At 58.1% G+C, this 13,179-nt stretch carries 15 protein-coding genes; 5 read left to right on the top strand and 10 right to left on the bottom strand.

Annotated elements, in window-relative coordinates:
- Window positions 1-544: 544 nt before the first annotated feature.
- The 5 genes from B0H98_RS08325 to argC form a co-directional block, all read right to left on the bottom strand.
- Window positions 545-1,312 (bottom strand): amino acid ABC transporter ATP-binding protein, encoded by a 768-nt coding sequence (locus tag B0H98_RS08325; protein ID WP_106374605.1) that lies wholly within the window; start codon window positions 1,310-1,312, stop codon window positions 545-547.
- A gap of 11 nt (window positions 1,313-1,323) precedes the next feature.
- Complete coding sequence (locus tag B0H98_RS08320; protein WP_106374604.1) at window positions 1,324-1,995, bottom strand: amino acid ABC transporter permease; 672 nt, start codon at window positions 1,993-1,995, stop codon at window positions 1,324-1,326.
- 102 nt (window positions 1,996-2,097) lie between these two features.
- Window positions 2,098-2,877 carry a transporter substrate-binding domain-containing protein gene (locus B0H98_RS08315; protein WP_106374603.1) on the bottom strand — a complete coding sequence of 260 codons (780 nt, stop codon included), beginning with the start codon at window positions 2,875-2,877 and terminating at the stop codon, window positions 2,098-2,100.
- 146 nt (window positions 2,878-3,023) lie between these two features.
- Window positions 3,024-3,377 (bottom strand): iron-sulfur cluster insertion protein ErpA, encoded by a 354-nt coding sequence (gene erpA / locus B0H98_RS08310; protein ID WP_106374602.1) that lies wholly within the window; start codon window positions 3,375-3,377, stop codon window positions 3,024-3,026.
- Window positions 3,378-3,535: 158 nt separating this feature from the next.
- Window positions 3,536-4,570, bottom strand: a complete 1,035-nt coding sequence (gene argC, locus B0H98_RS08305; RefSeq protein WP_106374601.1) for an N-acetyl-gamma-glutamyl-phosphate reductase — start codon at window positions 4,568-4,570, stop codon at window positions 3,536-3,538.
- 134 nt (window positions 4,571-4,704) lie between these two features.
- Between argC and B0H98_RS08300 the strand changes: the two genes are divergently transcribed.
- The 5 genes from B0H98_RS08300 to B0H98_RS08280 all read left to right on the top strand — a co-directional run bounded on the left by B0H98_RS08300 (window position 4,705) and on the right by B0H98_RS08280 (window position 9,495).
- On the top strand, window positions 4,705-6,495 hold the full coding sequence (locus tag B0H98_RS08300; RefSeq protein WP_106374600.1) for a chloride channel protein: 1,791 nt from the start codon (window positions 4,705-4,707) through the stop codon (window positions 6,493-6,495).
- A gap of 13 nt (window positions 6,496-6,508) precedes the next feature.
- Window positions 6,509-6,940: a protoporphyrinogen oxidase HemJ gene (gene hemJ, locus B0H98_RS08295; RefSeq protein ID WP_106374599.1), complete on the top strand. Its 432-nt coding sequence runs from the start codon at window positions 6,509-6,511 to the stop codon at window positions 6,938-6,940.
- Window positions 6,940-7,749 (top strand): bifunctional hydroxymethylpyrimidine kinase/phosphomethylpyrimidine kinase, encoded by an 810-nt coding sequence (gene thiD, locus B0H98_RS08290; RefSeq protein ID WP_106374598.1) that lies wholly within the window; start codon window positions 6,940-6,942, stop codon window positions 7,747-7,749. The genes hemJ and thiD overlap by 1 nt, the downstream gene beginning before the upstream one ends.
- Before the next feature lie 32 nt (window positions 7,750-7,781).
- Window positions 7,782-9,062 (top strand): glutamate-1-semialdehyde 2,1-aminomutase, encoded by a 1,281-nt coding sequence (hemL, locus tag B0H98_RS08285; RefSeq protein WP_106374597.1) that lies wholly within the window; start codon window positions 7,782-7,784, stop codon window positions 9,060-9,062.
- Between the two features lie 73 nt (window positions 9,063-9,135).
- Window positions 9,136-9,495 carry a hypothetical protein gene (locus B0H98_RS08280; protein WP_106374596.1) on the top strand — a complete coding sequence of 120 codons (360 nt, stop codon included), beginning with the start codon at window positions 9,136-9,138 and terminating at the stop codon, window positions 9,493-9,495.
- A 97-nt stretch (window positions 9,496-9,592) separates the two neighbouring features.
- On the opposite strand, the gene B0H98_RS08275 is transcribed toward B0H98_RS08280, so the two are convergent.
- The 5 genes from B0H98_RS08275 to B0H98_RS08255 form a co-directional block, all read right to left on the bottom strand.
- Window positions 9,593-10,444, bottom strand: a complete 852-nt coding sequence (locus B0H98_RS08275; protein WP_167392658.1) for a curlin subunit CsgB — start codon at window positions 10,442-10,444, stop codon at window positions 9,593-9,595.
- Between the two features lie 56 nt (window positions 10,445-10,500).
- Window positions 10,501-11,028 (bottom strand): hypothetical protein, encoded by a 528-nt coding sequence (locus B0H98_RS08270; protein ID WP_106374595.1) that lies wholly within the window; start codon window positions 11,026-11,028, stop codon window positions 10,501-10,503.
- 285 nt (window positions 11,029-11,313) lie between these two features.
- Window positions 11,314-12,120 (bottom strand): CsgG/HfaB family protein, encoded by an 807-nt coding sequence (locus B0H98_RS08265; RefSeq protein WP_244183040.1) that lies wholly within the window; start codon window positions 12,118-12,120, stop codon window positions 11,314-11,316.
- 106 nt (window positions 12,121-12,226) lie between these two features.
- Window positions 12,227-12,655, bottom strand: a complete 429-nt coding sequence (locus B0H98_RS08260; RefSeq protein WP_106374593.1) for a curli assembly protein CsgF — start codon at window positions 12,653-12,655, stop codon at window positions 12,227-12,229.
- Entirely contained in the window at window positions 12,655-13,170 is a 516-nt protein-coding gene (locus tag B0H98_RS08255) for a CsgE family curli-type amyloid fiber assembly protein (RefSeq protein WP_106374592.1), read from the bottom strand. The genes B0H98_RS08260 and B0H98_RS08255 overlap by 1 nt, the downstream gene beginning before the upstream one ends.
- Window positions 13,171-13,179 lie beyond the last annotated feature (9 nt).

Genomic DNA, 13,179 nt, shown 5'->3' with positions numbered 1-13,179 from the left:
CTTGCGCCAGTCGGCACGGATCATGTGAGTCGGTGGATAACCACCCGGTTTCAATAAGCCCGCCAGTATAAACCCCCTGTGGGTAACCGTCAGGTTTTTCCACACCTCGATTCGTTAACCAGTCTCTATTAATAACAACATAAAAATAAAATAAGAGAAGTTCTATTGATGTAGTAACTATTAGTGTGGACAGTTTCTGTGCATAACTGGATTATTGTTTTAAATTTCATACTTTTATATTGTTGACCTTTACGTGGTTAAAGCGCGGAGTGCCTGCGCAGAAGCGGTGCGGGCCCTGTGGATGAAACGAAGACTTACCCACAGCGCCTGGAAAACACCGTTTATCCACCTGCCCATACCGGGCTTGTTACCGCACCTGTGAACAACGTTGCTGACGCCTTTTCAATCCGCTTGAAAGGCAGCACGGTGGGCAGCGTAGCGTCATGGGCCGTTAAACAGGAAAAAAATTATCCACAGGCAAAAAAATGGCCTGTCACGGGGACAGGCCATTAAAAAATGCCGTTGAACGCGTTTTTTACGTCGTTTAATGCTTCAGAACGCGAGCAAGGAAAGAGCGCGTATGGTCATTTTTAGGCGCGCTGAAGAACTCTTCAGGTGTGCCCTGTTCGGCAATTTCACCTTTATGGATAAAGATGATGCGATCAGCCACCTCGCGGGCAAAGCCCATTTCGTGGGTGACAATCACCATGGTCATGCCCTCCTTGGCAAGCTCACGCATGGCGTCCAGCACTTCACCGATCATCTCCGGATCAAGCGCTGAGGTTGGCTCGTCAAACAGCATCAGGCGTGGCTCCATGGCGAGCGCCCGCGCCAGTGCCACCCGCTGCTGTTGGCCGCCGGAGAGCTGGCTTGGGTACTTGTCGGCCTGGTCGGCGATGCCTACCCGATCCAGCAGGCGCTTTGCCGTGGCCACTGCATCACTGCGGCTCCAGCCGCGTACTTTCATGGGGGCGAGAGTAATGTTGTCGATGACGCTGAGGTGGGGAAACAGGTTGAACTGCTGGAAGACCATGCCGACTTCAGTACGAATGGTCTGCAGCGCCTTGCTGCTCTTGCCGTCGGGTTTCAGGGTATTGCCATCGACGGTCAGGGTGCCCGACTGAAACTCTTCCAGGCCGTTGATACAGCGAATCAGCGTCGATTTACCCGAGCCGCTGGCACCAATGATCACGACAACTTCGCCAGGGGTAATTTCAAGGTCGATATCATTGAGTACATGCAGGCTGCCAAAATGCTTGTTGAGCTTCTGCATACGCACAATTGAGGGTTCTGATGACGTAGTAACGGTCATTGTACGTGTCCTTATTGGCCGGCGATGCCGCGGCGCTCAAGCTGGCGCAGCAGGATGGAGAGCGTCCAGGTGATCGCCAGGTACATCAGCGCGACCATGAAGTAGACCTCAAGGGCGGTAAAGGTAGTGGCGATATAGATCTGCCCCTGACGAACCAGCTCGCCCACGCCAATCACGGAAAACAGCGAGGTATCCTTGATGCTGATGATGCCCTGATTGCCCAGCGGCGGAATCATGCGGCGAAACGCCTGGGGCCAGATCACGTAGCGAAATGCCTGTACACGGGAAAGCCCGAGCGAAAGCGAGGCCTCGCGCTGTCCGCGCTCGATCGACTGCACGCCGCCGCGGACGATTTCGGAAATGTACGCCCCGGAGTTGACCGCAATGGCGGCGATACCTGCCACCAGGGCGTTGATGGGGCTGCCCAGCAGTTGGGGCAGGCCGTAGAAGATGAACAGCACCTGCACGAGAATGGGGGTGCCGCGAAATATCTCTATGTAGCAGACGGCCAGCCAGCGCAGCCAGCGAATCGGGCTGATACGCAAAAGGCCAAAGAAGATGCCGATAAAGAAACCAAACGCCAGTCCGCCGAAGGAAATCAGCAGCGTCCAGGGGATGCCCGGCAGCAGGTAGGGGATCGATGCAAACGCTGCCGACCAGTCAAACTGAAAATCGAAATCCACGCGTTATCTCCAGGAAGAAAAAGCGACGTTACAACGCCACAGGGCCGGGGGGATGGCCGCCCGGCCCTGTGGCAGTAGGTAAGGATAAAAGCGTCAGATTACTTAATCTTCGCTGGGCGCTTCACCAAACCACTTTTCATAAATCTCGTCGTAAGTCCCGTCTTCACGCATGGCCGCCAGCGCTTCGTTGGCAGGCTCTACCCACTCGCTGCCCTTGTGGAACACGATGCCATACTGCTGGCCTTCGTAAAGCGGGCCGACCACTTTGGTACGGCCTTCACCGCGGGTCTGCGCGAAATAGGCAACATTGGGGGAGTCGTAGAGCACGGCGTCGACGTTACGGCCCAGCAGCGCCATGTACATGTCCGCAGTGCCGGGGTAAGGCGTGATATCGGCGTTGTCACCCAGTTCCTGTTGCAGGAAGTCGTAGCTGGTCGAGCCGATCTTGGTGCCGATGGTCAGGTCTTGAAGGTCTTCAAGGGAAGAGACGTCTTCGTTATCGGCGCGGACAATGATCTGCAGGCCGGAGTCGTAGTAGGGATCGGTGAAATCGACGATCTGGGCGCGCTCGTCGGTAATCGTGATGCCGGCAATGGCAATTTCCTGGCTACCGGTCTGTACTGCCGGAATGATACCGGAAAACTCCATGGTGGTCAGGTTGACTTCAAAGCCTGCGCGCTCGGCGATCTCGTTGATGATGTCCATATCGAAACCGACCATCTCGCCGGTTTCCTGATCCATCATTTCAAAGGGGACGAAACTTGGGTCGGTGGCCACGTTGACCGATGGCGTCTGGGCCATGGCGACGGTGGCGCTGGAGAGGCTCAGGGCAATCGCGGACGCAATAGCGGTTTTAGTGATTTTAGTGGCTGAAGCTTTCATTCGTTTCCCCGTGTTTTATTGGCTCTGTGGCGTTGTAGCGAGAGAAGACTCTCTGTATGACGCCCGACGAGCGGTTGTTGACCTATCAACCTTGGCGAGAAACCGTCAAGGCGTCAAGTCACGAGGAACGCTTGCTGTTAACGCTACTAGACCATAAACGAGGCGCCGCAGCCGCAGGTGGTGGTGGCATTGGGGTTCTGGACCCGAAAACGCGCACCGGCAAGACCCTCTTCGTAATCCACGGTGGAGCCGACCAGATACTGGTAGGAGAGTGGGTCGACGACCAGCGTGGCGCTGCCGAACTCGATGACCGTATCGTCTTCGGCCACGCTGTCGGCAAAGTCGAATCCGTACTGAAAGCCAGAACAGCCGCCGCCGGTGACGTAGACGCGCAGCTTCAGGGCCGGGTTGCTTTCTTCATCCATCAGGGCGCCGATACGTTTACGCGCACTGTCGGACAGCATTAAAGGGGTTGGAACAAAGGCTTCTGCACCGCTCATGGGTACCTCCCGCGAGCTTTAAGAACGAATAATCGGCATTGGGGGGTAATTATGGGTAATTCCGAGCAAAAGGGTCAACTATTGTGTTGGCGCATTGCCTAAAGGGCAGCGTGACGCTGCCCTTTACAACGATGACCAGGCGCTCGTGGAGGGAGCGCTTAAGGCATCAGCGCCGGGGCGTTCAGCCCCAGGGTTTCATCAAAGCCAAACATCAGGTTCAGGTTCTGAATGGCCTGGCCCGAAGCGCCCTTCACCAGGTTGTCGATGACCGACAGCACTACCACCGTGTTGCTGCCTTCCGGGCGGTGTACCGCCAGACGGCAGGTATTGATTCCTTTGACACTGCGCGTTTCGGGGTGGCTACCGGCGGGCATGACGTCCACGAAGGGCTCATTGGCGTAGCGCTGCTCGAACAGGGCCTGCAGGTCATCCGCGCCGGTGGTGAGCTGGCTGTAAAGGGTGGCGTGAATGCCGCGGATCATGGGGGTCAGATGGGGCACGAAGGTCAGCCCCACCGGGCTTGCCTGCATGTCGTTGAGCCCCTGGCGAATTTCCGGCAGGTGGCGGTGGCCCGAGGCGCCGTAGGCCTTGAACGACTCGCTGGCTTCGGCCAGCAGTGAGCCCACCTTGGCACCACGGCCGGCACCCGTGACGCCGGACTTGCAGTCGGCAATCAGCTGCTGCGGGTCGATCAGGCCGGCTTCCAGCAGCGGCAGATAACCCAGTTGCACAGCGGTCGGGTAGCAGCCAGGCACCGCAATCAGGCGCGCGCTCCTGATCTTTTCGCGGTGCATCTCGGGCAGACCGTAAACCGCCTCTTCCAGCAGCTCCGGGGCGCCGTGGGCCTGGCCGTACCATTCGCTCCATACGTCGGCGTCGCGCAGCCGGAAATCCGCGGAAAGATCGATCACTCGCGTGCCGTTGGCTAAAAGCTCGCCGGCCAGGGCGTGGGCGACCCCGTGGGGGGTGGCGAAAAAAACGGCGTCCAGAGCACCCAGCTGCCTTGCATCCGGTTCGCTGAACGCCAGGGTGTCGTAGTGGCCGCGTAGATTAGGGTACATGTCGCACACCTTGACGCCGGTTTCCGAGCGCGAGGTGATGGCTTCAACGCTGACCTGAGGGTGCTGGGCCAGTAACCGCAACAGCTCAACGCCGGTATACCCGGTACCGCCCACAATGCCTACCTTGATCACGAACCACTCCTTGCGAATTTCGCACTTGAGACACGTTAATAATTAACAGCCTAAACAGATTGCTGCAGGCTGTCGAAGCGTATCGGGCTATGATACACAAGAGAACTACAACACAAGAGCAAAGGAAGGTCGTCGTGGCGCGTTTTTCCCGGTCTGATTTCACTCTCGAGAGCTTTCGGCGCCAGCTGGCCAATGTCGATGCCCTGCCGCAGCTGTGTGTGCTGGGACTGCTGTCCGGGGTGATTACCGGGGCCGTGATGGTCGCTTTTCGGCTGTTGCTCGAAGCCGGGGCCGTGCTCTACATGCCGGGTGGCAACCCGGAGGCGTTCGAAGGCCTCACGCCGTGGCTGCGCTCGCTGCTGCCGTTGGTGGCGGTCACGCTGATTGGCGTGCTGCTCTACCGTCAGAATGCCGGTGCGCGCAAGATGGGTGTGGGTCACGTGATCGAGCGCCTCTCCTACCACCAGGGACGCTTTCCCCTGCACAACTGGCTCAACCAGTGGTGGGTGGGGGTGGTTTCGGTACTTGGCGGGCTTTCCGCCGGACGTGAAGGCCCGGCGATTCATCTGGGCGCGGCGGCCTCGAGCGGATTGGGAGTCAAGCTTCGCCTGCCCAACAACAGCCTGCGCGTGCTGGTGGCCTGCGGCACGGCGGCGGGAATTTCGGCATCGTTCAACACGCCGATTGCCGGGGTCATCTTTGCCATGGAAGTGGTCATGATGGAGTACACCCTGATGAGCTTCATGCCGGTCATTCTGGCCTCGACCATGGCCGCCATGGTGGCTCAGGTGGTGTACGGCAATGAACCCGCCTTTCGCATTCCCGAGGTGGCTCTGGGCTCGCTGATGAACCTGCCCTGGGTGGTGTTGCTGGGCCTTGTGATCGGCCTGCTGGCCGGACTCTTCATTCATATTTCACGCAACACGCGCCTGCAGCAGTGGCCGCTATGGCTTCGTCTGGGAGCGGTGGGCGTGGCGACCGCCGTGGCGGCGTGGTGGTTCCCCCAGGTGCAGGGGATCGGCTACGACAGCGTGGCCGCCGCGCTGAACAACCAATTGGAAATCAAGGTGCTGCTGGCGCTGATGATCGCCAAGCTGCTGATCACCGCGCTGACCGTTTCCGGCGGCGTGCCGATTGGCATTATCGGTCCTGTGCTGGTAGTAGGCGCGGCCACCGGAGCGCTCGGCGGCATGCTGGGTGGCTGGATATGGCCCGAGAAGGCGGCCGACCCGGGTATCTACGCCATGCTAGGGATGGCGGCCATGATGGGGGCGGTACTTCAGGCGCCGCTGGCCGCCCTGATGGCCTTGATGGAGCTTACCCATACGCCCAATATCATGCTGCCGGGGATGCTGGCGGTGGTGGTGGCCTGTCTGACCTCGCGCCAGCTTACCGGCTGCGAAGGCTTTTTCATCAGTGCCGTACGCTACGGGCTGCATCCGCTTCAGCAGCCGTTGATGCAGGCGCTTTCCCGGGTCTCGGTGCCCGCGGTAATGGAGCGCAACCTGGTGCGCACCGAGCGCATGATAACCATCGATCAGGCTCGGCGGCTGCTGGAGTCCAACCCGGTGTGGCTGGTGATCGAGCGCTCGAGCGAGGAGAAGACCGTGCTGGCCCTGAAGGCCGCGACGCTGGCGCGCTGGCTTCTGGAACATGACGAAGCGCTGGAGGGCAAGGACCCCCCTGAAGGCGAGCGGGTGGATTTACTCGAGATTCCCGGGCAGCGTCTGGAGCTTTCGCCGATTGGCCTGCAGGCGACGCTTTCCGAGGCGTTTTTGAAACTGCAGGATGATGCTCTGGGCGCGCTCTACGTTGTACATGGCTATCGACCAAAGCAGCAGCGAATTTCAGGTATCATCACCCGGGGCGCCATTGAGCGTTACTACTATTACGCCGACCCGAAAGATAACGATTCCGCCGTGTAAGTAAGGAGAGACAATGTACATATGGTTAAAGGCCCTGCACTTGATGGCCATGGTGACCTGGTTTGCCGCGCTGTTCTATCTGCCGCGGCTTTACGTGTATCACGCCATGGCGCGGGACAAGGGCGACGATCAGTCCATGGCCTACTTCAAGACCATGGAGCGCAAGCTGTATCGCGGTATCATGACGCCGTCGATGATTCTGGTGCTGATCTTTGGCGGTGCGATGCTTTACCTGGTGCCCGGCTGGTTCAGCCAAGGGTGGATGCACGTCAAGCTCACCTTTGTGGTGCTGCTGATCGCCTATCATCACGTCTGCCTGATCTACTTGAAGCAGTTTGCTCAGGATCGCTGCACCAAGAGCCACACCTTCTTTCGCTGGTTCAATGAAGCACCGGTGATTGCCCTGGTAGTGATCGTGCTGCTTGCCGTTGTAAAACCGTTCTGATGCGCCAACCGCTTTCACCTGTTGTACTGGTACTGGCAGGCCACGACCCCACTGGCGGGGCGGGCCTGGTAGCTGACAGTGAAACCGTGGCCGCCTGCGGTGGCTGGGCGGTCACCATTCCTACCGCCCTGACGGTACAGAACTGCCATGACGTGACCCGCGTGGTGCCCGCGGATCCGGCGCTGATGCGCCAGATGGCCGAAGCGCTGAGCGAGATGCAGGTTGCCGCGATCAAGATAGGGCTGCTGGCCGATGAGGCCACGCTGCGCGCCGCCGAACAGATCATTCGCCGCTTCCCCGGGATTCCAGTCGTCGCCGACCCGGTACTCAAGGCCGGGGGCGGCGCCAGGTTATCCACACCCGAATTGCAGAAACTCTACGTCGAGCGCCTGCTACCCCTTGTGGATATCTTGACGCCCAACCGGTTCGAGCTTGCTCAACTGACGCCGGACATTACCGAGCCCTGGGACGACACGGCGCGCGCCGTGTCACTTTTATCCCAGGGCTGCCAGGCGGTGCTGGTCACCGCCACCGACGAGCCGCTGCCGGGTAACGAGCAGCAGGTAAGGCACACGTTGCATTCACCCGATACCACCCGCCAATGGCAGTGGCCACGCCTGCCCGAGCAGTTTCACGGTTCGGGCTGCACGCTTGCCTCGGCCATTGCCGCGCGTCTGGCCGTGGGTGAGCGCTTGCTTACCGCCTGCGAGCAGGCCCAGCACTTTACCTGGGAAAGCCTGTCTCACGGCTACCAGCCACCCAGCGGGCAGTGTTTGCCCAACCGCTTGCCACGCCCGGTCCGCTTTTGATCTCATTAAACGCCACTGATATTGAGGACGCCATGACCACATCTGCAGAACTGTTTGAGCTTGCCAGCCGCCATATTCCGGGCGGCGTCAATTCGCCGGTCCGTGCCTTCAAGGGGCTGCATCGTCCGCCGGTGTTCATGGAACGCGCTCAGGGTGCTTACCTGTTCGACGTGGAAGGCAACCGCTACGTCGATTACGTAGGCTCCTGGGGCCCGATGATTACCGGCCACGCCGACCAGGACGTGCTGGCTGCCGTACGTGCCCGGCTGGATAATGGCCTCTCCTTTGGTACGCCCACGGCGGTGGAAACCACCATGGCGGATCTGATCTGCGAGATGATCCCTTCCATGGAGATGGTGCGCATGACCAGCTCCGGCACCGAAGCCACCATGTCGGCGATTCGCCTGGCGCGGGGGGCCACCGGGCGCGACAAGATCGTCAAGTTTGAGGGCAACTATCACGGCCACTCGGATTCCCTGCTGGTCAAGGCGGGCTCTGGCGCGCTGACCCACGGTGAGCCCAGCTCGCCCGGCGTTCCCGCCTCGCTTGCCGAACACACCATCACGCTCTCCTATAACGATATCGAGGGTGTCGAGGAGTGCTTTGCAGACATCGGCGAGCAGATCGCCTGTATTATCGTCGAGCCCGTGGCCGGCAACATGAACTGCATTCCACCCCAGCCGGGCTTTCTGGAAACCCTGCGCCGGGTATGCAACGAAAGCGGCAGCATCCTGATTTTTGATGAAGTGATGACCGGGTTCCGGGTGGCGCTGGGCGGTGCCCAGGCGCACTACCACATCACCCCGGACTTGACCTGCCTGGGCAAGATCGTGGGCGGCGGCATGCCGGTCGGCGCCTTCGGTGGCAAGCGCGACATCATGCAGAATATCTCCCCCATGGGGCCGGTCTACCAGGCGGGCACGCTGTCGGGTAATCCGCTGGCCATGGCGGCGGGTATCGCGCTTCTCACCAAACTTCAGGTACCGGGCTTTCACGATGCGCTCACTCAGCGGGTCGAAACGCTGTGCAACGGGTTGCAGGAGCGCGCCAATGCAGCGGGCATTCCCATGATGACGCAGTCTGCCGGCGGCATGTTTGGCGTCTTCTTTACCTCGCAGCGCCGGGTAGACAACTTTGCCCAGGCAACCGCCTGCGACCCGGAAGCTTTCCGCCGTTTCTTCGGCGCCATGCTCGATCACGGCGTTTACCTGGCACCCTCTGCGTTCGAAGCAGGCTTCATGTCGAGTGCACATACGCCGGAAGACATCCAGTTCACCCTGGACGCGGCGGAAAAAGCCTTTTCTGTGATGTAACAGAACGTAACGCGCCTGCTACACTTCAAAAGCCGCTCATCCCGAGCGGCTTTTGCGGTTAGCGAGGTTGACCATGCTGATAGACAAGCCCTTTCCCAATACCCTGATCGCCGCGCTTGTGCTTGGTTTTTCGCTGTACGCCCACGCTCATGAGGAGCAGGAAATGGACAACATCCATATCAAGATGGAAGGCACCCCCGGCGCCGTCTTTTCCGCCCACTGGCGTATTACCCAGGATGGCGAAACCATCGAGCATATTGAAGAGCGCGGCCGCGTGCCCGCCGAATATACCTTTACCGGATCAGCGCTTGAAGGCACCGTCCGGTCATTAGGCGATCACCAGCGCCTGGAGGTGGATATTCAGAAAGGCGGCAACCGTTCGCGCTCATCGACCCAAGGGGCGGGGGGAGTACTGACGCTTGGAATTCACTAGCCCATCCAGGCGGCCAGCATAAAAAACCGCCCCGGCGAGGGCGGCTTGAATCGATCTTTAAGGTTCGAAGCTTGAGCTTGCAGCCTGGGCCTGGAGCTTAGTTGGCCTGGCTTACGGTGTTCACGTTGCCATTGCCGTAGGTCACGATGCTGGAGGTGTGCTGAGCGCCGCCCCAGAAAGCGCCGCCGCTCTGGCTGACGTTATGTTCGTTGAAGCTGCCTACGGTGTTGATGTAGGAGTCATGTCCGTAGCCAGACTGGGTCACGCTATGGGTGTTGTGATTGCCGCTTGCCAGGATGGTGCTGTCCAGCGAATCGCCGTTCTGGGTAACGGTGGCAACGTTGTTGTTTCCGTCCAGGTAAGCATAGCTATCGTTGAACGAGCCGTTCTGGGTAATAGTGGCATCATTGAAGCTGCCGATTTCCTCGACCACGGACTTGTTGGCAAGACCTTCCTGAGTAACGGTCGCGGTATTGTTGCTACCTTCCTGGTAGGCGTAGCTGTCGTTGAACCGGCCACCTTGCGTGACGCTGACATCGTTGAAACGGCCGGTTTGCGTGGTGACAGAGCGATTCTTGAAACCGTCCTGATCGATCGACGCGCCGTTATTGCTGCCTTCCTGGTAAACGGTCGAATCGTTCCAGGCGCCTAACTGCGCAACGCTTGCCGAGTTTGCCTGACCAATCTGGTCGATACCCGAGTCGTTACGACCTGGCAGCGTAGTGGCCACGCCTGCTACGTCATCCTGGGAAACCGCCGTGGTGTTGAAGCTGCCTTCCTGATAGACACGCGATGTTTGCGTGCCCCACTGAGTGATATCGTTAGTGTTGTTATTGCCGCTTTGGTAAATAGTGGAATCGCTTCCACCGCTACCGAAAGATTGTGCAGAAGCAGCGGCGCTCATAGTGAAGGCAACGGCAGCGGCGATCAGCGTAATTTGTGTTTTCATGGTGTTTCCCCATCCTGTCATGCTTGCTTTAGTTATTACTGAGTCAACGGCGTTGCTCAGTAGGTTTCGACGGTGACTGGTCGTGTATAGCCAGAGAATGCTTGTTGTTCTATGCCTATGTTGCGATAGCCACTCCCCGATTGTGAAACGTGTATGTCGCTTCTAGTGCCCGTCTGGGAAACGTAGGTGCTTAGTTCCTGTTGGCTTCCCGATTGGCTGACATTGGCGGTGTGGTAATTACCCGCTTGGAGAATAACGCCGATATTACGACCGCCCGTTTGCGCGATAGAGGCGTTATTCTCGTTGCCGTATTGGCGAATATGGGAAAAGTTGCCGGTTTGATAAGCGGCGGAATAGGACTGTTTGACATTGACCTGATTATTATTGCCCACTTGGGAAATAACGCTGTAATTCCCCTGATGGTTCTGGGTATCGACCTGGTTGAAGTATTGATGAACCCGGCTTGTATCAGCCTGTGCGCTTATCGCAAATGATGAAACAGCAGTTATCAATATCAGTGCCATTACTGTTTTATTGATTGCCGTTATCGATTGCGTTGGGACGTTGGCCGATTCACGTTTCATTTTTTTTACTCTTGAGTGCTTACATGAAGTGCTTAAATAAGGTGCCTATGTATATTTATCTTTCATGCGTTGAGTTTGGACTATTTGAAGTTTTACGCTATCAGAAGATATGTTATTTAATGGGCGCAATTTTTCATGCTTTTGTACGTATAAATAGTGAAGATACTAATACTTTTTTCAACGCGGTCGGCTATAAGTAAAAAGCGGTATTGCCGTGGCAATACCGCTTTCAAGTATTAAACAATGACGAATAAAAGATGATCGTGGCTAAAGAGGTGCCATCGATTAAAGCATAGGTGTCGGTGCGCTCAGATAATCGGCCAGAATAGTGTTCTGGAAGTCGATTCCGTTGGCAAGATTCCACAGATTGCTTTCAACGCCACGGGCTACCAGGTGAATAACGGCGGATTCAATCGCCGACATGACGGCCATCTGCACGGGCTCGTTGGTCGTGATACCCACTTCGGCTTCCAGCAGGCGGCGAAAATCGATAAATCGATACACGCCCGCGCGCAGCTCCTTGGAGTAGATGGTCTTGGTCGTGGTGACATTGGCCAGCACCTCGCCGGTGGAAATCTCCACGGCGCGCAGATTGACCGTTACCTGATCGACCTGATACTGCCCCGAAGCTCCGATACCGAAATACTCGGCGCCAGCGCCGCCGGTGCGCACGTTGGATTCATAGGCGATGATACCGCCTTCCAGCATGACCGATGCCGCACGCAAGGAAGGTAGCGTATCGGGTTGGCCGAAGCGCTCGAATTCCGCTCGAATGATGCGCCGCTCGGTAAGCAGGTTCTGAAGGCCTACACGCTCAAGAGGAATGAACCAGCCGGAGTCGGCCAGCGCCCCGGTCAACATGGCCGCAGCCCCTTGGGTAACCGCGGTCGAGAAGGTGCTGGCCGGGGCGGGTCGGTATTGGCCGGTCTGGTCCCTGAAGTCATATACGGAAACAAAGATCTTGCCGGACGGTGCCGGTAGCGAGACAAGGTCCTGATAGGTTGCCCCACGGGGTGTGAGGGTAGCCTGTGCCCCTTCCAGGTTTTCAGACGTGGCGACCATCCCCGCACAGCCGCTGAGTAAGGCGAGCATAATAAGTGGCGCTATGAATTTCATGGTGTTCCCCTGACCGCTGAGTAGGTGGGTGAGGCCTTTTAAGCCTTGTTCGTTTTTGGTTATTGCTATCAAGACGCGCGGGTCAGGGATTGAACAAACCGCCGACGCTGATATTGGTGACGTCGCCGGTTACCTTATCCACAACGCGTACGACCAACTGCCCGCCCTCATCACGCACCACTACGTTGAAATCACCGCTATCGAAAGAGCCTTGCCCCACGTTGCCAGCGCCTACGTCTGAAATAAGCTGGGAAATCAGCCGGCTCTCCAGGCTCTGCACCAGCCGCTCGGTAGAGGAGATGGATTCGATACTGCGAGTGTTGGGGTCGGTATTCGTATCCTGAGACTGCGCTTTCCCAAGCAGATAGGTGCCCATGAAGGGGTCGCCGCCGAAGGAGGGGTTAAGCGGCTGGTAGATCAGCTCGCCTCCCGTTGCTGTCGTTATCATCAGTGCGCTCAGAGCCACGGCCAGAAGAGCCCGCTTTACAGGTCTTTTTAACGTTGCGTTCATTAACGTATCTCCTCTCTTCCCAAGTCTTTGTCGGAGGTCAGTGCCGAGGCTATCTGATGGCGCAGCAGCGCCTCTTCGACGATTTGTACCGCTTCTCCGGCGGCGCGATCCGCTTCGCTGATCCTTGGCGAAAGCTGCGTGCGAAAATACATCCGGTTGCCGTCCATCACCCAGATCTGGCTGCCCCAGCGCGCATCGGGACGCTCCTGGATCGTGATGGTGGCGTTGCCGATAATCATGTTGTCCATGGCGCGCTGACTGAAGGCGCGGTAGAACGTCTTGCCGGCCATGGTGATGGTGCGGTCGACCATCACGCCGGTCAGCTCGCTACTCGCGCTTCTGACACTCTCTACTTCAGGCCCATCGGGACTTGAGAGCTGATTGATCGAGTCGATGGCCTCCTGCTCATTGATGGGCAGTGCATCGGTTGAGGGCTGGGTTTCGCTGGTGGCTAAAAGCGGGCTAATGCTCATGAAAAGGCAGCAGGCCAGCATCAGATAACGTAGTGACGTCATAACGATTTC

The organism is Vreelandella songnenensis (assembly GCF_003002925.1).
Classification (GTDB): Bacteria; Pseudomonadota; Gammaproteobacteria; order Pseudomonadales; family Halomonadaceae; genus Vreelandella; species Vreelandella songnenensis.
Note: the sequence above shows the minus strand (reverse complement) of the source record. Positions and strands in the feature narration are given on the sequence as shown.